The organism is Meridianimaribacter flavus, assembly GCF_004366715.1.
In the GTDB taxonomy this organism is placed as follows: Bacteria; Bacteroidota; Bacteroidia; order Flavobacteriales; family Flavobacteriaceae; genus Gaetbulibacter_B; species Gaetbulibacter_B jejuensis.
Genome location: NZ_SOQZ01000001.1, coordinates 545,430 through 567,783 on the forward strand (window position 1 = coordinate 545,430; position 22,354 = coordinate 567,783).

The following is a 22,354-nucleotide window of genomic DNA, read 5'->3' on the forward strand; positions in this document are numbered from 1 at the left end:
GTTATAGATGTTAGTTAATAATTAGTTTTCTAGTTGTAGTGTTAGAATTACTTTCTAATTTAACCATATACAATCCTTGAGACAGATTAGAAACATTAAACTCGTGATTTTTTTCGAATCCTCCATCAAAAGTGTAGATCAGTTTACCAGTGGTGTTGTAAATCAAAACTTTATCAAGTGTTTTATTAGTTTTGAAAGAATTTGAAGTAGGATTTGGGAACATTTTAAGAGTTGATAGTGATGAGAAATCTTCAATGCTTAAAGTTGAAGCTTGGTTTCCATAAATTCTAAATTCTCCAGCAGGAATGTTGATAGTAGCAGTAGTACTTGAAACAGTAATTGTTGTGCTGCCTGAATCATCCATTAAATCATACCAAGTCCCAGTGTAAGGAAAATCAGGAACAATGTTTTGAGCAGTTACATCAAAATTTGCTAATATAACTACGTTTTTCAAACTAGTTGATGGAAGCGCATCATCCCAAATATAGATTCGAGGTGTCGTATCTCCTGAATCTATTGAATAGTTGCCTTCAAATACATCTTCGTTGATTTTTAATTCATTTAACCTAGCCCAATCGTTATAAATTTGACTTCTGTTAGTGTCACCAATCCAGTTATTAACCCATTGAGGTTGTGGTTTGGTGTCTAGTTTACAGTCACCATCAGTACCTCCTGGTTCGTTAACTGTGCCATTGTTACAGGTGAAAATTGAGTTTTCCATGCCTAATTCACCAAAATGCCAAATCATTTTTGGACCAGGAATAGTAAGTGTAACAGCTCCAAGAGCAGACATTCTTTCAAGTGCAGTGTTAAGGTTTGTAATATCATATCCTCCACTACTATTACCAAATTGAAGGTTTTTATACATTAAGCGTTCTTCATCATGACTTTCAGCATAACCAACTACTCTAGGAGCATTAAAACCTCTTGCAACGTGACCCATTCTGTTAATATCTGCAGGATAGCCCATTGTAAGCTCGTTGTAATCATGGTTCATAATTCCCCACATCATAATACCTTTATCTTCATTCAATCTGTAATTAGCCCATTCTTGTTCTTCGTTATCTTGACCTAAGTGTTCAAAAATTACATAATGAGTATCATCTAAACTCCAAGAATAATCGGCATATTGCTTTAAAATATCTACACGATCTTGTTGGTAAGTGTTTGTACAACCTTCGTTATTTTCACAGTTTTGTGTAAATCCTTTTGTTAAATCCCAGCGGAAGCCATCAATGTTAAATTCTTCTATCCAATGTTTTACAACTCTTTCAACATAATATTGAGTTCTTGTTTGCTGATGATTAAAATCAGAACCTACGCTGTAACTATGTTTTGCAACTTGATTAAAATATGGGTTTTCGCTACTTGGTTCTCCCCAGCCGTCACCATCAGGATCGTCCATCCACATACGTACCATTGGGTTTCTTCCAAATGCATGGTTTAAAGCAATATCAAGAATTACTGCAATTCCATTTTGATGGAAAACATCTACTAATTCCTTGAACTTTTCTTCAGTGCCATAAAATTTATCTAAAGCCATGTGGAATGAAGTATTGTATCCCCAACTTTCATTGCCTTCAAATTCCATTACAGGCATTAATTGAATTGCGTTAACGTTAAGGTCTTTAAAATAATCGACCTTGTCAATTAAGTCTTGAAAATTTCTGTCTTGGTCAAAATCGCGTACTAATACCTCATAGATGATTAAATCTTCTTTTTTAGGTTTTTGAAAGTTAGTTACTTGCCACGCGTAAGGTGTTTGACCAGTTTCTAAAACAGTTACTTCGCGCTCTTGACCTTCAGGGTAGGCAGGCAAGTTAGGGTATGTAGTAGCAGAAATCCATGGATCATCAAAAGGAGATAGTACAAGTGTTGAATAAGGGTCTGCTGTTTTAACTAATTTAGGTGAACCAGCAATAGGGTTTAAGCTGCCAACCCAATATTGATAAGTTTCTATTTGACCAGAAGTTAAACCAGTTAATTCTACCCAAAATTTACTAGAGCTTGGGTCTTTTTTCATTGCATGAGTAGAGGTTGGCTCCCAATTATTAAAACTTCCTGCTACATACACAAAATCTTTATTAGGTGCATCGATAACTAATGTAGCTGTTGTAGGGTCACTATCATTATAATTTATTCCGTCTTCAAGGTTTGAAGGTATACTTTCTTCGATAGTGCTATTTACTAGAATTAAAAAAGAACGAGAAGTAGTTGCAGCACCTTGAGTAACTACCAATTCACAATATTGATTCTCGGTTAATCCAGAAAAAAAATAACCGTTGTAAAATGTTGTATTGTTTTGAGTATGTATGCTAACACCATTAGCAAATAATTCGTAGTTAGCAGGACCATTACTGTTTTGGGCTAAAATTTGAGTTCCACCACCATTGTCAACTATAACAACACCGTTAGCACTAGGCGCAGGATTAATCATGGTTACTTGAAAAGCACCTACACTAATTTCAAGATCAACGGTTTGTTGAGATCCGTCGTCGCTTCTAAAAACAACATTAATTGAGGTGATAGAACCTGTAGGGTTATTGTAAAAATCTCTTATTGTTGGTGTTAGGTCTAGTTCGTAGATGTTTCCTGAAACAAGAGTTAAAGCTGGTTGTGTACTGTTGCTTCCCCAAGTACCAATAACATTCTGCCATTGATCAGTATCATCTAAAGTTACACCAGTATGAGCATAAATAGTTCCAGAATAAGACTCTAACCCTGTACCTGTTTTATCAAACAAAAGTGTTGCAGAGTCATTTTCTTCTGGGTTAGTTCCTCCTTGCCATGAAAGTTGCGCATGTAAACTTGTAAAAGCAAGTAAGAAAAGTAAAAGTAAAGTTTTTTTCATGGTTTATTAATTTTAAGAAATAAAAGGTCATGGTAAATGCCACAACCTTTTATCTAAATCTTTAATTAATTTGGTATGACTTTTATTCTAAAGTAATGGTCATATTGTTATCATCGATGGTTAAGGTGTAAGTTCCAGATGTACCAACAAAAGCAAAGTTATTGTCACCATCCATTGCATCTACTAAATCAGCATCGATAGTATAACCAGCATCTACATACCAAGGATAGTTTCTGCCTGAAGCCCAATCACCATCAACAGTAAAAAATCTAAAGTTGTTGTTTGGTTCTGCACCACCAAGGTTTTGCAATTCTACAGAAACCGAATATACACCATCTCCTGAGCAAAGTACATTAACAGGAGTTGCCCATCCCCAACCTGCAGTTGGTAATCCTGCTCCAACACCATAAAGTCTTTCAAATTCACATACACCTAATGGTTGTGGATCGTCTAATGTTATAGTTTTGTTAGCTGAATCAATTTCTAAATAGTAAGTACCAGTTGTACCAACAAAAGCAAAGTTGTTATCACCATCCATTGCATCTTCAAAGTTAGCATCTATGGTATAGCCTTCATCAATAAACCAAGGGTAGTTTCTACCAGAAGCCCAATCACCTTCTACAGTAAAGAATCTAAAGTTGTTATTTGGTTCAGCACCACCAAGGTTTTGAAGGTTTACATTTGCACCATAAACACCATCTCCAATACAGTTAAAGCTTTCAGGAGTTGTCCATCCCCAACCAGCGCTTGGTAGTCCAGCTCCAACACCCCAAAGTTGGTCGAATTCGCAAACAGGTTCTCCACTGGCTGCTTCAGGTAAAACAAGTGTTAATGCTTGAGAAGGTGTAAGTAATTCTTCAGAAGAGTCAGCTCCTATAAAAGCACGAACTCTAAAAGAAACAGTTCCTGTGTCAGGGTTCTCAGTGCTTGGGTCATTATCTAAACCTGCTTCACTTGCAAAACCTAATAAGTCACCAATAGTTAACGTGTATTCATTTGCACTGGTAGAACCTAATACTTCCATATCAGTAAAATCTCCAGTGATTGATTTTTGCATTTCGTAAGTAACATTAGTTGGAATGTCAAAATTTGCATCATCCCAAGTAAATCTTTCACCTAGATTACTAGATGTAGCTGTTGTTAATGTGTATTCAGACAAGAATGAGTTAGAAAATGTAAACTCTCCTGTTGGTTGTGCAATATAAGTAAGGCTATCATCGCTTTCGCAAGCATTAAAGCCAATTACACTTATAATCAATAATGCTAAAATTTTTATATTTTTCATTGTTTAGATTTTTTAATTAGTAACCTTCGTTTTGCTGTAAGTTAGGGTTTGTTAATATGGTATTACTTGGGATTGGGAATACATTTCTAAATGAACTTGTAGAAACTCCGTTCGGTTGATTCCCTTTCCAAGGCCATAAATAGTCAGATGTTGTAAAATAGTCGTATCTAATCAAGTCTGTACGTCTTTGACCTTCCCAGTATAATTCTCTTGAGCGCTCATCAAGGATGAAATCTTCATCTAAATCACCAATGGAAATATTCCCAGATGAGTTACCATAAGCACGTTCTCTTAATTCATTTATTAAATTAACTGATTGTTGATCTGCTGCTCCATCTCTTCGTATTACTGCTTCAGCATAATTTAAGTAGATTTCTGCCAGACGTATTACAGGTATATCTGTATCAACAAATTCACCACTACTATCATTTCCTTGGCTTCCACTTGAGTCAATGTTTTTAAACTTAGTAGTTGCGTAACCATTGCTAAAAGGAGGGATGCTCTCAATTTCAAGCTCTTGTCCATCAGTATAGAACATTCCTCTCATGTCTCCAGAAGGAACTATTTCGGTAATAGAATATGTTAAACCATCTAAATCCATTGTTATAAGATAAGTTCCATCAGCAGCTATAGGTATGTTTGCTCCACCTGGCTCTAAAGTGCCATCAGTATCATTGTCTCCATAGTTTTGCCCCCAATCTTCATTAAATCTGAATTTTAATTCACCAGAAGTTAAGTTAGCGTAAAGGGCATATTGATTAGTTGCAGTTTCAAACATTTCCATGTCTGGACCATCCCAACTATTTTCAGTTGCATCACCTACAAGTCCCCAATCAGATAATGTTCCTCCTAAAGAGCCGTTTAAGTTGTCGATATCAATCTCTCCAGTCTCAAATTTATTAACTAAGTTTTTGGTAACTCGAAGGCCTCCCCAACCACCATTAACACCGTAAGCTGTAGGATCCATTGAACCACCAATTGCTGCATGAACTAAGAAAGTGGTTCCTCCGTAGGTTTGCGATTGTAGACCATCAAAATTAAGTGTGAAAATGAATTCGTTTTGAGCTCCATTAGTATCATTGTCTGCTAAGAATAATTCGTCATAAGCTGTTCCGTTACCATTGGCATCATTCATGTTAATTGTGTAACTAGAGTTTATAACGTTGTTTGAAAATGTAACACAGTCATTATAACGAGGAACTCCTGTCCAAACTTCAGCATTTAAGTATAGCTTAGATAGTAATGCCCAAGCAGCTACTTTATCCACTCTTCCATATTCGTTAGATTCTGGTAAAAGATCTTGTATTGCAAGAAGTTCTTCTTCAATAAAGTTGAATACTTCTTCTCTTGTATTTTGAGTAGGAAGTGTTGTAGAAATTTCGGTTAAAACAGGTACATTACCATAAAAATCGGCTAGGTTATAATAAGCAAAAGCTCGTAGAAATCTAGCTTCAGCAATATAGGTTTGCACTACGTCATCACTTAAGTTACTTGCGTTTTGAATAAATGAGTTACAAAACGACACTTCTTGTGCTAAACGTAAATACATAGCACCTGTGAAATCGTTACTTGCAGACCAGTATTGTCCATGTAAATCAGGTAAACCTGGATCTCCCCAACCTACAACAGCATGATCGGTAGTTAATTCATTTAGGTTAAATAACATTCTAGAATATTGAGAGAAACCTTCATCAATTTCAGAAATATCAGGGTTTCCAGCAGGACCATCTTGTCCAGTAAGTGCTAAACTTGCATAAAGTTTTGCTAGAGCACTTTGAGCTTCAGTAGCATTTGCGAATACATCTAATTCAGAAAAGATATCTGGATCAGTAGGTAATTGGTCTAAATCATCATGACATGATACCATGGCAGATGATATAGCTACTATACAAATTAGTTGTTTAATTATATTTTTCATAAGTCAATTTTTTTAAAAATCTATATTAACTCCAAATGTAAATGATTGAGGTCTAGGGTAAAATCCGTTATCTATACCGCCATTTATTTCTGGATCTATACCGTCATAATCTGTTATGGTTGCAACATTTTGCATAGAGCCATAAAGTCTTATGTTAGCATCTTTAATAGCATTGTTTATGGTATATCCTAAAGTGATATTATCTATTTTAAAGAATGATGCTTCTTGTATCCAGTGGCTACTTAAAAAGTTTTTTTCATCTGATTGATTCTCAAAACCAGTACTTAAATAATCTGAGTGGATATTCCATAAGAAGTTATTAGTTGTTGGGATAACACCATTAAGGTAAGAGTTACCAGAAGCCACATTGTTATAAGCATAGTTACCTATATTAGCTCTTGTTACTACTGCTAAATCCCAATTTTTATAGCTTATGTTAGTGTTAAGCCCCATAATGATATCTGCATAAGGATCTTTGTATAAATACTTATCAGCATCATTAATAACATTATCACCATTTCTATCAACAAAAGCGCCTTCTATAGGGTTTCCATCAGTGTCATATACTTGTTGGAATACGTAAAAACTATAAGGAGATTCACCTTCTCTGTGAAGTTGTACGTTATTACCAACACCACCACTAATTCCACCAGTTTCAATATCTGAAGGTAAGCTAATAATCTCGTTATCATTAAAGGCAACATTGTAGTTAATGTTCCATTCAAAATCGTCAGTTTTAATAGGTGTAAGGTTTAAAGCGAATTCAATACCTTTATTTTCCATATCACCTATATTCTTGTTAATGCTGCTCCCAAAGTTTGTAAATGGATCAATAGAAACAAATGCAATTAAATCTTTAGTCTTTTTAAGATATGCATTAACAGAACCTGAAATTCTATTGTCTAATAACGCATAGTCTAAACCAATATTTAAAGTATTACCAATTTCCCATCTAAGGTCTTCATTGATTGGGTCAGGTCTGTAAGTTTGGTAAAATGAGTTTCCAAATTGATAGTTTGCAGATGATTGACTTACTGTATATCTAGTTAAAAAGCCATAGTCACCTAAACCGTTTACGTTTCCAACTTCACCATAACCTGCTCTAAGTTTAAGTTCATTTAAAAAACCATTAGAGTTTATGAAATCCTCTTTATGAATATTCCAAGCTAATGCTACAGAAGGGAAATATCCCCAACGATCATCAGGATTTAATTTAGAAGAAGCATCAGCTCTTAAGGTTGCAGTTACAAGGTACTTACCATCAAAATCATAGTTTAAACGCCCAAAATAAGAAAGTAATACATTTTTAGAACTGTCGTAGAATTCAAAATCGTTACCATCTTCTTCGTCTTCACTATTATAGCTGTAATTATCATATTCAAACGATTGATAAGAGTAACCTGCTACAGCATTTAAGTTGTGAACGTCATTTAAAGTTTTATTATACGTTAAATAAGCATCAAATAACTTATTAGTTGATTCATTATTATATGTGCTTCTTGAACCGTTCCATGTTTGATCAGCGGTAGGGATAAGCTCAGAAGTTATGATACGACCATGACTATTAGATTTGTCGATACCAACATTTACAGTAGCAGTAAGGTCATTTAAGAAATGTAATTTGTAATCTACTTTAGCATTACCTACAAATCGTCTTACTTCTGATTCGTCATCAACTAAATTTAAAAGAGCAACTGGGTTTGTTCCTGCTAAACTTGGTTGAAACCCTGTAGCAGAATCAATCCAAGAAAAGTAACCTCCAAATTGAGAGTTAGGGTCGTAAACAGGTTGAGTTGGCGCATAAGTACTAGCTGAACCTATTGCTCCTCTGTTACCAAATAAGTTTTCGGTATAATTACCTCTTGCATTTAATTCTAATTTTATATGATCTTCTAAAAAAGTTGGAGTTAAATTTAACGAGGCAGTTGTTCTTTTAAAATTATCACGTTTAAGAATTCCATCATGATCAGAATATCCTAACGAAGCTCTCATAGGAACACCAAAAGCGCTACCCAAAGCACTAAAAGTATGGTCTTGACCAAAACCAGTAGCATAAATTTCTTCTTGCCAATCAGTATTAGCATTGCCTAATAAAGCCAACGTGTTTGCATTAGCATTAGGATGAGTTGTTACAACTTCTCTAAATTGGTCAGCCGATAAGACATCAACTCTATCAACAGATGTGTGTACTGTTGTAGATGAAGTAACATTAAATTTAAATTCGTTGTTCTTTCCTTTTTTAGTTGTTATCATAATAATACCATTAGCAGCTCTTGAACCGTAAATTGCGGTTGCCGAAGCATCTTTAAGTACTACCATGCTTTCAATATCATTAGGGTTTACTAGGTTAAGAGGGTTTCTTGAACCGCCTACACCACCACTGTCTAGAGGAATTCCATCTAAAACAATCAAAGGGTTGTTATTTAATGATAAAGAACCATTACCTCTAATTCTAATTTCTTGACCATCACCAGGTGCTCCACTACCAGAAGTAACTGATACACCAGCAACTTTACCTGAAATTAATTGTTGAGCTGAAACAATAGGCCCTTGGTTAAAGTCTTCAGAAGTCACTAAATCAGCAGCACCTGTAAGATCTTCTTTCTTTACACTACCATAACCGATTACTACTACTTCGTCTAATTGAGAAGCATCTTCAACTAGGCTTACATCAATTGTTGATTGTCCTGTATAAGTGATTTCTTGGGTAATGTAACCAAGATAAGAAAACACTAATATGTCACCATTATTAATGTTAATTTGGTATTTCCCATCAAAATCTGTTGCTGTACCTTGAGTTGTACCTTTTACTAGTACATTTACTCCTGGTAAGGGTAATGATGAGGATTGTTCTGTTACTGTACCCGAAACTCTATTTTGAGCCATCAAAAATGATGGTATAATAAAGAACAAAAACAGTAAGCAATTTAACGTTGTTTTCATACAATACTTTTAATGTTAGTTTGTTAATTTTCTATGTATATTTTCACTTCTCGATGTTAAATCTATGTAAATTTTGTGTATCTTCTTGGAGTTGTACTTTTAATTACCTTGCGAAAACGTTTTCGTGTTAAAAACTTTTTTAAAAATGAGAGAAAACAATAAAAAACAGCTTAAAATTATTAAATATGTAATAAAGTAATACCTTTATTGTCATCTTCAAAAAAATTGAGATGAGTCTTATTTTAACAATAAGATGTTTATTGAAAATTATTTAGCAATTTTTACCTTTATAAGGTACAAAAAAATATGAAAAGAAAGATTACCCTAAAACAGATTGCAAGAGAGTTAGATGTGTCAATTTCTACGGTTTCAAAAGCGTTAAGAAATAGTGCCGAAATTAGTGATGATACTAAGCAAAAAGTTCAGGCTTTTGCGAAACTCTATAATTATCGTCCAAACAATATTGCTTTAAGCTTAAAAAACCGAAAAACTAAAACTATTGGAATTATAATTCCTGAGATAGTACATTATTTCTTTGCCAAAGTGATAAGAGGTATCGAGTTAGTAGCCAATAGAAGAGGTTATAATGTTATTATTGGGCTTTCTAATGAATCTTTTAATAAAGAAGTTATCAATATGGAAATGCTTGCCAATGGTAGTATAGATGGTTTTGTGCTCTCTATTTCCAAAGATACATTAGCACAACAAGATTATCATCATTTTTACGAAACCATAAATCAAGGAATGCCAATCGTGATGTTTGATAGGGTTGTAAACGAGGTTAATTGTGATAAAGTTATTGTAGACGATTTAAAAGGCTCTAAAAAAGCAGTTAATAAACTTATTGAAAATGGTTGTAAAAACATAGCAATCATTACTACTAAAGACTATGTGAGTGTAGGTAAACTTAGAACTCAAGGTTATTTAGAAGCTTTAGAGGACCATGGTATTGAGCCACAATCAGACTTGATTTTAAAAATTGTAGAAGAATTAGATTCAGAAGATCATTTAGAAGATCTAGAAGCCGAAATAGAACAACTTTTTAAAGAGAATAAAAAGATAGATGGTGTTTTTGCTGTAAATGAACTTTATGCTCTAACAGCAATGAAAATAGCCAGAAAGCTAAAGAAAAAAATACCTGAGGATATACAGTTTATAGGATTTACTGACGGAGTTTTATCAAAACACGCAACTCCAAGTTTAACAACGGTAAGTCAACATGCGCAAACTATGGGCGAACAAGCAGCTGAATTATTGATAGACAAATTAGAAAATGAAGACGATGAAGAAAACTACCAAACAGTTGTAATTGAGACCGAATTAATTGAAAGAGAATCTACCAAATAGAAATTTAACATTGCGTATTTAAAAACTTTTATATCTTTACCACCAGAAATCAAAACTTATATTTTCACTTCTCACCATAAGTTTTGATGAGTTTATGCTTATCAAAATAGTATTAATCTAAATTATACTATTAATGAAAAAGCGTTCCTTAAGTTTTTGGGAAATCTGGAATATGAGTTTCGGTTTCCTAGGAATTCAATTTGGTTTTGCGTTACAAGGAGGCTTCATGTCTCGAATATTTCAAACACTTGGTGCTGATAAAGATGCTATTCCATTGTTATGGATTGCAGCTCCTTTAACAGGATTATTAGTGCAACCCATTATTGGTTATTTAAGCGATAAAACTTGGCACCCACGCTGGGGAAGACGTCGTCCATATTTTTTAATCGGAGCTATTTTAAGCTCACTTGCACTGTTTTTAGTACCACATTCATCAGTTTTGTGGATGGCTGCAGGTTTTTTATGGATTCTTGATGCTTCTATCAATATTTCAATGGAGCCATTCAGGGCTTTAGTAGCAGATAAGCTACCCAATTCGCAACGTTCGTATGGTTTTGTTGTCCAAACACTTATTATTGGTATTGGTACTTGGATAGCAAGTAATTTGCCTTGGATGGTATCGCAGCTAGGTGTTAGCGATGCAGCGCCAAAAGGCGTTGTGCCAATGTCGGTAAAAGTAGCCTTTGGTATTGGTGCTGTTGTGTTTTTAATAAGCATACTATATACCGTATTTACCACATCCGAATATCCTCCTGAAGATATGGAGGAATTTGAGCGTGAACGAAAAAAGAAAAACCGCTTTATTCCAGATATTTTAGAAAACATAGGCAAAATGCCGCTAACAATGAAAAAACTAGGACTTATACAGTTCTTTAGTTGGTTTGCGTTTTTTACTATGTGGAGTATGGCAAATCCTGCGCTTACAGAGCATGTGTTTCAAACACCTGCACCATTAGAAGCAGCTTTTGATTTAACTAATGCATCACAAGCTGAAGCTTTTGATACGGCAAATACAGCATTTCAGAAATCATCAAACTTGGTAGGTTCTGCAATGGGTGTTTATGGATTGTCTTCTATGGCATTTGCATTATTACTAGCAATGTATACATCTAAAAAGCGTATAAACAGAAAATTTGTTCACATGGGTTCTCTTATACTAGGAGGCGTAGGGTTTATGGCTATGTATTATGCAACACCAGAAACCTTAAAGTACTGTTTTATTTTAATAGGAATTGCATGGGGAAGTATTCTTTCAATGCCGTATGCAATGTTATCAAGTTCCGTAGATCCTAAAAAGATGGGAGTTATTATGGGTATCTTCAATATGTTTATTGTAATACCTCAAATTATAGCAGCACTTGGTGGCATTAATTATGTGTCTAGTCTTTTAGGTGAAGATGCTATTAATGCTATGACTGTTGCTGGTATTAGTTTAATTCTAGCAGCACTTTGCAACCTGTTTATTGTGAATAAAGACGCAATTTCATATCAACCAGAAAACGAAATAAATTAAAATGAATACAAAAGGATTCATATTTGACCTAGATGGTGTTATTGTAGATACTGCAAAATACCATTTTTTAGCATGGAAAAAATTAGCCAATAGTATTGATGTTGATTTTACTGAAACACAAAACGAACAACTAAAAGGTGTAAGTCGTGTAAAATCTTTAGAAAAAATCTTGTCTTGGGGAAATAAAACAATTTCAGAAGATGAGTTTATGGCATTAATGGCAAAAAAGAATGATGATTATTTAAGCTACATAGATAAAATGGGAGAAAGCGAAATTCTTCCAGATGTGCCAAAAATTTTAAATCATCTTAATGAAAGTAATCAAGGCGTAGCTTTAGGGTCGGCTAGTAAAAACGCCAGAAAAATACTTCAAAAAGTAAACCTTATTTCAAACTTTCAAGCCATTGTAGATGGTAATGATGTAAGTAAGGCAAAACCAGATCCAGAAGTATTCCTTATAGGTGCAAAAGCACTTAACCAAAAGCCTGAAAATTGCATTGTGTTTGAAGATTCTGTAGCAGGTGTTCAAGCAGCAAATAATGCCAATATGATTTCAATTGGTATAGGTGATAAAACAGTGTTATCTGAAGCAGATTATGTGTTTAAAGATTTCACTGAAATAAGTATAGAATTTATAGAAGAATTAATAAAGAAATAAGTTGTCGTTGTAGCGATAACAAGACAATATATTAAAATTATGAACCAAGATTATATTAAACCAGATAATTGGTCAATCATAGAAGAAGGGTTTCATGCAGAGCGCGTAGAATCATCAGAAAGTTTGTTTAGTATTGGCAATGGAGCCATGGGACAACGCGCTAATTTTGAAGAACAATATTCAGGAAAAACCTTTCAAGGAAGCTACATAGCAGGTGTATATTATCCTGATAAAACACGTGTTGGTTGGTGGAAAAACGGCTACCCAGAATATTTTGCAAAAGTACTTAATGCACCAAACTGGATTGGTATTAATGTAGCAATAAATGGCGAACAGTTAGACCTAAACAAGTGCAAAACGGTTCAAGATTTTAGGCGAGAACTTAATATGAAAGAAGGATGGTTGTCTAGAACTTTTAAGGCAACACTTCAAAATGGTATAGAAGTAGAGGTTAACGCAAAACGTTTTTTAAGTCTTAACCAAGACGAAATGGGAGTAATCAATTATCAAGTAACACCATTGAATAGTGATGCTGAAATTGTATTTCAACCATATATAGATTCAGGAATTACAAACGAAGACACCAACTGGGACGATAAGTTTTGGGACACTACTCAAGTAAGTCACGATAATAACCAAGCGTTTATTCAGGCTAAAACCATGAAAACCGATTTTTATACATGCACATTCATGGAATCAAAGGTTTTTATCAATGGTAAGTCGGTATTAATCGAGCCAAACGTTAGTGCAGATGCAACATTAGTATCTTACAGCTACAAACAAAATGTTAAGCAAGGCGAAACTTATGCCATTCATAAATTTGGAGGTTACACTGTAGATAGAAACCATGACAAAAACGCATTGGTAACTGCAGCAAAATCAGTGTTGGCAACAGCTACACAACTTGGTTTTGATACTTTGCTAGAGCAACAAAAACAAGCTTGGGCAAACATTTGGGATATGGCAGATATTACCATTAGTGGTGATGTAAAAGCGCAACAAGGTATTCGTTTTAATATATTTCATTTAAATCAGACGTATTTAGGAAAAGATTCTAGATTAAATATTGGTCCAAAAGGATTTACAGGCGAAAAATATGGTGGAAGCACCTATTGGGATACCGAAGCATATTGCATTCCGTTTTACATGGCTACAAAAGACCAAAAAGTAGCAAGAAGCTTATTGGAGTACAGATATAATCATCTGCAAAAAGCTATTGAGAATGCTGAAAAATTAGGCTTTACTAATGGCGCAGCATTGTATCCAATGGTAACTATGAATGGAGAAGAATGTCATAACGAATGGGAAATTACTTTTGAGGAAATTCATCGTAATGGCGCCATTGCTTTTGCTATTTATAACTACCACAGGTTTACAAACGATTACAGTTACATACCTGAAAAAGGCTTGGAAGTACTTATTGGTATTGCACGTTTTTGGCACCAACGCGCTACGTTTTCAACAAACAAAAACAAGTATGTTATTTTAGGTGTTACAGGTCCAAATGAGTACGAAAATAACGTAAACAACAACTGGTATACTAACTATATAGCTAAATGGTGTATAGATTATGCTATTGAAAATATTAGTAAAGTTGAAGCAGAATACGATACAGACTTTACTAGAATAATGAACAAAGTTAAGCTGTCTAAAGCTGAAATAGCACAATGGAAATCGGTTGCAGATGCGATGTATTTCCCATATTCTGAAGAGCATAATGTGTACTTACAGCAAGACGGATTTTTAGATAAAGAATTAATAAAAGTTGATGAGCTAGATGCTAGTCAACGTCCTATAAACCAATATTGGTCTTGGGATCGCATTTTGCGTTCGCCTTACATAAAACAAGCCGATACATTACAAGGTTTCTATTTCTTTGAAGATCATTTTTCTACTGAAGAGTTAGAGCGTCATTTCGATTTTTACGAGCCATATACTGTTCACGAAAGTTCATTGTCACCTTGTGTTCATAGTATTCAAGCGGCAAAAATAGACCGTATGGAACAAGCCTATACGTTTTATTTAAGAACATCGCGATTAGATTTAGATGATTATAATAAAGAAGTTCACGAAGGCTTGCATATTACATCTATGGCAGGAACTTGGATGAGTATTGTTGAAGGTTTTGGCGGAATGCGTGTAAAAGATAATACCTTGTCTTTTTCACCTAAAATCCCAAAAGAATGGGATGGTTACTCGTTTAAAATCAACTTTAGAAATCAAATCATAAAAGTGAATGTTAACCAAGGTAAAACCAACTTCGAACTAGAAGGTGGCGAAAGTTTAGACATCTTGGTAAACGATAAAAAAGTAACGATTGAAGCTAATAGCTTGGTTACTGTTTAATGAGTAAAGACACACTTAAAACTATTTAACATGAAAACGTACACACCTATATTTTTAATGCTTCTATTGGTTTTAAGTGTGTCTTGTAAAGAGCAAACTTCTACATCAATAGCCAGCAGTCAACCTAAAGCGTTGATTGATAAAAACGATATTGATCGCGTAGAACCACCTAATTGGTGGACTGGTTTTAAAAATGATAGCTTACAGTTATTAGTACACCATCAAAATATTGGCAGTTACCAACCAAGTATTGAATATTCTGGAGTAACTATTGCACATGTAAGTAAAGCAGAAAAAAGCAATAACTACCTGTTTATAGATGTCATCATTTCAAACAGTACCAAAGCAGGAACTTTCAATATCATATTTAAAAATGATGACAACGAAGAACTAGTAACAACTTACGAGCTTAAAGCTAGAGAAAAATCAGCTGAAGATTTTGTAGGGTTTAATAGTTCAGATGCTATTTATCTAATCACACCAGATCGTTTTGCAAACGCTAATCCAAACAATGATACGTTTGATAATTTAAACGAAAAGCACATAGATAGAACCAATGATTATGCACGTCATGGTGGCGATCTTCAAGGCATTACAGAGCATGTAAACTATATTAAAGATTTAGGTTTTACTGCTGTTTGGCCTTGTCCTGTGCTAACAAACGATATGCATCATGCATCGTATCATGGTTATGCTATTACTGATTATTATCAAGTAGACCCAAGATTTGGTACAACCGAAGACTACAGAAAATTAGCTGACGAATTACGAAAAAATAATATGAAGCTAATTATGGACCAAGTCGCAAACCATTGCGGTTTGGAACATTGGTGGATGAAAGACTTACCATTTAGTGATTGGGTAAATTACCAAGGGCATTACGAAGCAAATAAAGCCAATTGGAACAATGAGATTGTAAAACGTTCATCACATAGAAGAACGGTAAACCAAGATAGCTATGCTTCAAAAATTGATAAGCAAGAAATGAGCGATGGTTGGTTTGTTCAGGGAATGCCAGATCTTAATCAACGTAATCCGTTTATGGCAAAGTATCTTATTCAAAATAGTATTTGGTGGGTAGAAACACTAGGTCTTGGTGGTATTCGTCAAGATACTTATCCATATCCTGACAAAGATTTTATGAGCGATTGGGCTGGAGCTATAATGTCAGAATATCCAAATTTTAATATTGTAGGTGAAGAATGGTCAAGCAATCCGTTGTTAATTGGATATTGGCAAGATGGTCATCAAAATGCAGATGGTTATGACTCTAACTTACGCTCAACTATGGATTTTGCTATGCAAGAAAAAATTATAGCAGGATTAAAAAATGAAGAAACTTGGGGAACTGGTCTTAAAGAAATATACACAGCATTGGCTAACGACTTTCATTATACAAGACCTGAAGATATTTTAGTGTTTCCAGACAACCACGATATGAGCCGTATTTTTACGCAATTACAAGGTGATATTACCAACACGAAAATGGCGTTGAGCTATTTGGCTGTATTACCGCGTACGTTTCAAATGTATTATGGTACAGAAATCTTAATGAATGATTTTGATAAACCAGGTGATCACGGATTAATTCGTACCGACTTTCCTGGTGGTTGGGAAGGTGATGCCGTAAATGCATTTACAGGCGACAATCTGGAAGAAACTAAAAAAGATATGCAAAGTTATGTGTCTAAATTGATGAATTTTAGAAAAAACTCTAAAGCCATTCATAATGGAAAAACCATGCACTTTGCACCAGAAAACAACACCTATGTTTTAGCAAGGTTTAATGATGACGAAACAGTTGTTCATATTCTGAACAAAAATGAAGACACTTTTAATTTGAACACAAACCGATTTGAAGAATTAGGTTTAACAGGAAAAACATTAAAAAATGTATTTACAGGAGAAACTGTAATTTGGAAAGATAGCATTGCTTTAAAAGAAAAAGGAGCCATAGTATTAACAACAAAACTAAATTAATTTGTCATTCCGCACTACGATGCGGAATCCATAAAATAAAAGCAAACTTGTCACTTCGAGTGCAGTCGAGAAGTCTTGAGTATAATTTCTTAAAACGAACAACGAAATTAAAAATGAAACAACTAACCTACATCTTATGTCTTCTTTTATTCCAAACAACGTTTGCTCAAGTTACTATTGTTGTAGAGCAAGTGCCAAAGGAAACACCAGAAAATGCTTCGATATTTATTTCAGGCGATTTTGAAGGTTGGTCTGGAGGACAAAAAGCCTATCAATTAGAGTTACAAGATGGTCGTTATACCATCACATTACCTCAAAGCGAAGGCACAATTAATTTCAAGTTTACGCAAGGTGCTTGGAGTTCTGTTGAGTGTGATAATAAAGGTTTTGCTATTGAAAATCGTAGTTACACATTTGGTAGTAAACCAGACACTTTAAAACTAAAGATAGTAGGTTGGGACAATTTATTTGATGTTGAAAATGCTTCAACAGTCACAAAGCAGGTTACAGTTCTATCAGATACGTTCAACATGCCGCAACTCAACCGTAAACGTCGTGTTTGGTTGTATTTGCCAGCAGATTATAAGACCTCAAATCAATCGTATCCTGTTGTGTATATGCACGACGGACAAAATTTATTTGATAAAAAAACATCTTCATATTCAAATGAATGGAGTGTTGATGAAACACTAGATAAACTATTCCGAAATAAAAATTTAAAGCTTATAGTTGTTGGTATTGATAATGGCGCAGATAAGCGTCTGGATGAATATTCACCTTTCAAAAATGAAAAATATGGCGGAGGCGAAGGCGATGCCTATTTAGAGTTTATCGTCAATACACTAAAACCATACATTGATGCTAATTACAACACCTTAAAAGATAAAAAGCACACAGCTATTTTTGGGAGTTCAATGGGAGGTTTAATTTCGCATTATGCAGCCTTAAAATATCCTAACGTATTCGGGAAAGTAGGTGTGTATTCACCAGCATTTTGGTTTGCACCAGAAATTGAAAATTACACAAAATCACATGCAAATCTAAACGATACAAAAATGTATTTCCTTGCAGGAGGAAAAGAAGGTGAAAAAGCTGGTTTTGATGAGATAAGTCAGACTGTTAAGGACATGAATCAAATGATTTCTGTTTTAAAAAACAATGGTTTTTCTGCTGAAAACATAAGGTCAAAAGTTGTTCCTGACGGAAAACACAACGAAACATTATGGCGAGAAAATTTTGAAGAAGCTATTACGTGGTTATTTCAAGATGCTATAAAAACGCGTGAGTTTGTTAATGCTTCTTTTAACAATGATGAGCTAAACGTGAAAGTATCTGATGGTTCATATAACATTCAATTCTTTACATCTAAAATTACAGAAACCACCTTTCTGCCAAAAGGTGAAACTGCAAGCGCAAAACCATCTCACGCAGTGGTTTTAAACAAAGGATTTTCAGATGTTCAATTTTCTGAAACCAATTCAGAAGTGACGTTAAAATCTAAAGATTTATCAGTTCTTATAACCAAATCGCCTTTCAATATTTCATATTGGAAAGACGGAAAAGAAGTCATTTCAGAAAAAAATGGCTACCAAAAAAACGATGCTTTTGAGACCATTCAATTTAGTCTAACACCTAATGAAGTGTTGTATGGAGCTGGAGCAAGAGCTTTAGGAATGAATCGTCGTGGTCATCGTTTGCAGCTTTATAATAAAGCGCATTATGGCTATGAAACTACAAGTGAGTTAATGAATTTTACCTTGCCAATTGTAATGTCGTCAAAACAGTATATGGTACATTTTGACAATGCTCCAATAGGATATTTAGATTTAGATAGCAAAGGCGACAATACACTAACTTACGAAACCATTTCTGGTCGTAAAACGTATCAAGTCATTGTTGGAGATTCTTGGTATGATGTCATAGATAATTATACCGATTTAACAGGAAAACAACCTATGTTGCCTCGTTGGGCTTTAGGAAATTTTTCAAGTAGATTTGGTTATCATTCTCAAAAAGAAACATTAAAAACCATTGATGCTTTTAGAGAAGAACATATTCCTGTTGACGCAGTGATTCTGGATTTATATTGGTTTGGAAAAGAGGTTATGGGAACCATGGGTAATTTAGAATTTCATAGAGATTCGTTCCCAAACCCAAAACAAATGATTAAGGAATTACAGGGCAAAAATGTAGAAACAATTCTCATTACAGAACCTTTTATATTAACAACATCTAACCGTTGGAACGAAGCAGTTACCAACAACGCTTTAGCAAAAGACAGTTTGGGCAATCCAGCAACCTATGATTTTTTCTTCGGAAACACAGGCTTGGTAGATGTGTATAGTAAGTCAGGTTATAATTGGTTTAAAGGTATAAATGAAGACTTGTTGAATCTTGGTGTAACTGGAATTTGGGGAGATCTAGGAGAACCTGAAGTACATCCTTCCAGTGTAATTCATGCAACAGGAACAGCTGATGAAGTTCATAATACTTTTGGTCACGACTGGGCAAAACTAGTCCAAGATGCTTTTCATGAAGCTTTACCAAATCAACGACCATTTATTTTAATGCGTGCTGGTTATTCTGGTTCGCAACGCTATGGTTTAGTGCCTTGGTCTGGAGACGTCAACAGAACTTGGGGCGGATTGCAAAGTCAGCCAGAAATTGCATTGCAAATGGGAATGCAAGGTTTAGCCTATATGCATAGTGATCTTGGTGGTTTTGCAGGAGCAAACCTTGATGACGAACTGTATGTGCGTTGGCTTCAGTATGGCGTTTTTCAACCAATTTATAGACCTCATGCACAAGAAGACGTTCCTAGTGAACCGGTTTTTAGAAGTGAGAAAGCCAAAGCTTTGGCGAAACAAGCCATAGAATTACGCTACAAGTTGTTGCCTTATAACTACAACCTCATGTTTGAAAACAACCAAACAGGAGCACCATTAATGCGACCATTGTTTTTTGAAGAGTGTAAAGATATTTTATATAGTGATGATACTGCCTATTTATGGGGAAGTGATATTTTGGTTTCACCAGTGACTTATGCTGGAGCAAAAAATCAAGTGATTTATCTGCCAAAAACATCTAATTGGTTTGATTTTTATTCCGATGAATTATACAAAGGAGGTCATCCAATTAATTACGAAATAAAAGAGAATAGCATACCAACATTTGTGAGAGGCGGAAGTTTTATTCCTATGGCAAAACCAATGCAATCAACAAAAACCTATAATGGTTCGGTATTAGAACTTCATTATTATTTTGATAAAGAAGTAGGAAGTAGTGATTATCAAATGTATAATGACAATGGTTCAACTATTAATGCTTTTGAAAATGGAAACTACGAAATTCTCGAATTCAAATCTGAAAGCAATCAACGCTATTTAGAATTTGAGTTTAATGCCGAAATAGGCAAGCATTTTTCAAGTGAAACAAAAGAAATAGAGCTTGTTATTCATAATATTTCTAAAACACCAAAAACAATAAAAATAGGAAGTCAAAAAGTTGAAGGTGATTATAATATCAATAATTTAACCTTAAGACTTGATGTGACTTGGAATACTTCAACCAAAAAAGAAATTAAAATAAAGCTTAACAAATAATATGCGTTCAAGATATATAGTTACTCTAATTTTAGTCGCTTCAATAGTGTTTAGTTGTAAAAACGAGCCAAGACAAACTATAAAAACTGAAGAAACTAAGTCAGTGATGAAAAAGAAAGAAGTCGTTTATCAAGTATTTACAAGACTATTCGGAAATACCAATACCAACAACAAACCTTGGGGAACTTTAGAAGAAAATGGCGTTGGTAAATTCAATGACTTCACAGATAAAGCACTTGCTGAAATCAAAGATCTTGGAGTCACACATATTTGGTACACAGGTGTGCCACATCATGATGTGATTACTGATTATACTGAATTTGGCATTTCTAACGACGACCCAGATATTGTAAAAGGTCGTGCAGGTTCGCCTTATGCGGTTAAAGATTACTATAATGTAAATCCTGATTTGGCCGAAAATGTTGAGAATAGATTACAAGAGTTTGAAGCTTTAATCGAGCGTTCGCACAACGCAGGTTTAAAAGTGTTAATAGATATTGTACCAAACCACGTGGCGAGAAACTATCAAAGCTTAACAAATCCTGAAGGCACAACTGATTTTGGTGTAGAAGATGATAAAACTGTGACTTATGCAGTTAATAACAACTTTTATTACAATCCAGGAGAATCGTTTAATGTGCCGAACTGGAAAAACGGCTATCAACCTCTAGGTGGCGAAAATCATTTGAAAGTAGACGGCAAGTTTGAAGAAATTCCTGCAAAATGGACTGGTAATGGTTCAAGAGCATCACAGCCAGATATGAACGATTGGTACGAAACAGTAAAGGTTAACTATGGAATAAATCCAGAAGGTCAAAAAGATTTTGATGAGTTGCCAGAAGGTTTCGATAATGAAGATTACAAAGCACATTATAACTTTTGGAAAGACAAAACCGTACCAAGTTCTTGGATAAAATTCAAGGATATTGCTTTGTATTGGACAGCCAAGGGAGTGGATGGTTTCCGATTTGACATGGCAGAAATGGTGCCTGTGGAATTTTGGAGTTATATGAATTCTCACATAAAGATGAAAAATCCTAATGCGTTTTTATTGGCTGAGGTATACCAACCGCATTTGTACAGAGATTACATAAAAAAAGGAAAAATGGATTACCTGTACGACAAGGTACAATTGTATGACACCTTAAAACACGTTATGCAAGGCCACGGAAGCACGTACAATATTCCGCCAATTCAAGAGGATTTAAAAGATATTGAGCATCATATGCTTCACTTTTTAGAAAATCACGATGAGCAACGTATTGCAAGTTCAGATTTTGCTGGTAATGCCGAAAAAGGAAAACCAGCAATGGTAGTGTCTGCAACCATAAGCACATCACCTACAATGATATATTTTGGTCAGGAATTTGGCGAAAAAGCTGAGGAAGATTTAGGTTTTGGCGACCCAACACGAACCTCAATTTTCGATTATGGAAGTGTGCCAAGCGTTGTACGTTGGGTAAACAATAAACAGTTTGATGGTGGCCAATCTACCGAAGATGAAAAAGCATTGAGAGACTTTTACAAGCGCTTATTAAACTTCACAATTAGCAGTGATGCCTTAATGGGAGACTATCAAGATTTGCAACACTATAATCAGCAACATACTGAGTGGTACAACGATAAAGTCTTAAGTTTTGCACGTTGGAGTGAAGATGAAAAACTCATTGTTATTTCAAACTTTAATACTGAAAACACCTATGGTTTTGAGCTGCAATTACCAGAAGATTTGGTGTCAAAATTGGATTTGAAAGATGGAGATTATCAAGTTGAAGACCAGTTATACAAAGCTTATACTTCAACCCTAAAAGTTGAAAAAGGCAAAGCCCAAGTCCGCATAGATATAAAGCCTCTGGAATCTTTCATTCTAAAAATCAATGAATAATTTGAATTCAAGTTACGCAGAAAATA

11 protein-coding genes are annotated in these 22,354 nt (G+C 34.6%); 7 read left to right on the top strand and 4 right to left on the bottom strand.

From position 1 onward, the window contains the following. Window positions 1-10: 10 nt before the first annotated feature. The 4 genes from A8975_RS02500 to A8975_RS02515 form a co-directional block, all read right to left on the bottom strand. Window positions 11-2,851 (bottom strand): alpha-amylase family glycosyl hydrolase, encoded by a 2,841-nt coding sequence (locus tag A8975_RS02500; RefSeq protein WP_134198561.1) that lies wholly within the window; start codon window positions 2,849-2,851, stop codon window positions 11-13. Between the two features lie 82 nt (window positions 2,852-2,933). Then, window positions 2,934-4,136 carry a SusE domain-containing protein gene (locus A8975_RS02505; RefSeq protein WP_134198562.1) on the bottom strand — a complete coding sequence of 401 codons (1,203 nt, stop codon included), beginning with the start codon at window positions 4,134-4,136 and terminating at the stop codon, window positions 2,934-2,936. Window positions 4,137-4,152: 16 nt separating this feature from the next. After that, window positions 4,153-6,054 (bottom strand): RagB/SusD family nutrient uptake outer membrane protein, encoded by a 1,902-nt coding sequence (locus tag A8975_RS02510; RefSeq protein WP_134198563.1) that lies wholly within the window; start codon window positions 6,052-6,054, stop codon window positions 4,153-4,155. 12 nt (window positions 6,055-6,066) lie between these two features. Further along, the gene (locus A8975_RS02515; RefSeq protein WP_134198564.1) at window positions 6,067-8,997 is read right to left on the bottom strand and encodes a SusC/RagA family TonB-linked outer membrane protein; all 2,931 of its coding nucleotides are present in this window, start codon (window positions 8,995-8,997) and stop codon (window positions 6,067-6,069) included. 306 nt (window positions 8,998-9,303) lie between these two features. Here A8975_RS02515 and A8975_RS02520 point away from each other — a divergent pair, with 306 nt between their 5' ends. The 7 genes from A8975_RS02520 (at window position 9,304) to A8975_RS02550 (ending at window position 22,328) form a co-directional block, all read left to right on the top strand. Beyond that, window positions 9,304-10,344 carry a LacI family DNA-binding transcriptional regulator gene (locus tag A8975_RS02520; protein ID WP_131506090.1) on the top strand — a complete coding sequence of 347 codons (1,041 nt, stop codon included), beginning with the start codon at window positions 9,304-9,306 and terminating at the stop codon, window positions 10,342-10,344. Window positions 10,345-10,477: 133 nt separating this feature from the next. Beyond that, on the top strand, window positions 10,478-11,857 hold the full coding sequence (locus A8975_RS02525) for an MFS transporter (protein ID WP_134198565.1): 1,380 nt from the start codon (window positions 10,478-10,480) through the stop codon (window positions 11,855-11,857). A 1-nt stretch (window position 11,858) separates the two neighbouring features. Further along, on the top strand, window positions 11,859-12,515 hold the full coding sequence (gene pgmB, locus A8975_RS02530; protein ID WP_134198566.1) for a beta-phosphoglucomutase: 657 nt from the start codon (window positions 11,859-11,861) through the stop codon (window positions 12,513-12,515). Window positions 12,516-12,554: 39 nt separating this feature from the next. After that, a complete protein-coding gene (locus A8975_RS02535; RefSeq protein ID WP_134198567.1) occupies window positions 12,555-14,861 on the top strand; it encodes a glycoside hydrolase family 65 protein in 2,307 nt (768 codons plus the stop codon). A 30-nt stretch (window positions 14,862-14,891) separates the two neighbouring features. After that, on the top strand, window positions 14,892-16,841 hold the full coding sequence (locus A8975_RS02540; protein ID WP_134198568.1) for a glycoside hydrolase family 13 protein: 1,950 nt from the start codon (window positions 14,892-14,894) through the stop codon (window positions 16,839-16,841). A gap of 113 nt (window positions 16,842-16,954) precedes the next feature. Then, a complete protein-coding gene (locus A8975_RS02545; protein WP_134198569.1) occupies window positions 16,955-20,443 on the top strand; it encodes a TIM-barrel domain-containing protein in 3,489 nt (1,162 codons plus the stop codon). 1 nt (window position 20,444) lies between these two features. Continuing rightward, window positions 20,445-22,328 carry an alpha-amylase family glycosyl hydrolase gene (locus A8975_RS02550; protein ID WP_134198570.1) on the top strand — a complete coding sequence of 628 codons (1,884 nt, stop codon included), beginning with the start codon at window positions 20,445-20,447 and terminating at the stop codon, window positions 22,326-22,328. Window positions 22,329-22,354: the final 26 nt, after the last annotated feature.

Coding starts and splice junctions, on each gene's coding strand:
- pgmB (WP_134198566.1), top strand. CDS start 11,859: ATGAATACAAAAGGATTCATATTTGACCTAGATGGTGTTATTGTAGAT.
- A8975_RS02520 (WP_131506090.1), top strand. CDS start 9,304: ATGAAAAGAAAGATTACCCTAAAACAGATTGCAAGAGAGTTAGATGTG.
- A8975_RS02505 (WP_134198562.1), bottom strand. CDS start 4,136: ATGAAAAATATAAAAATTTTAGCATTATTGATTATAAGTGTAATTGGC.
- A8975_RS02500 (WP_134198561.1), bottom strand. CDS start 2,851: ATGAAAAAAACTTTACTTTTACTTTTCTTACTTGCTTTTACAAGTTTA.
- A8975_RS02515 (WP_134198564.1), bottom strand. CDS start 8,997: ATGAAAACAACGTTAAATTGCTTACTGTTTTTGTTCTTTATTATACCA.
- A8975_RS02550 (WP_134198570.1), top strand. CDS start 20,445: ATGCGTTCAAGATATATAGTTACTCTAATTTTAGTCGCTTCAATAGTG.
- A8975_RS02535 (WP_134198567.1), top strand. CDS start 12,555: ATGAACCAAGATTATATTAAACCAGATAATTGGTCAATCATAGAAGAA.
- A8975_RS02525 (WP_134198565.1), top strand. CDS start 10,478: ATGAAAAAGCGTTCCTTAAGTTTTTGGGAAATCTGGAATATGAGTTTC.
- A8975_RS02540 (WP_134198568.1), top strand. CDS start 14,892: ATGAAAACGTACACACCTATATTTTTAATGCTTCTATTGGTTTTAAGT.
- A8975_RS02545 (WP_134198569.1), top strand. CDS start 16,955: ATGAAACAACTAACCTACATCTTATGTCTTCTTTTATTCCAAACAACG.
- A8975_RS02510 (WP_134198563.1), bottom strand. CDS start 6,054: ATGAAAAATATAATTAAACAACTAATTTGTATAGTAGCTATATCATCT.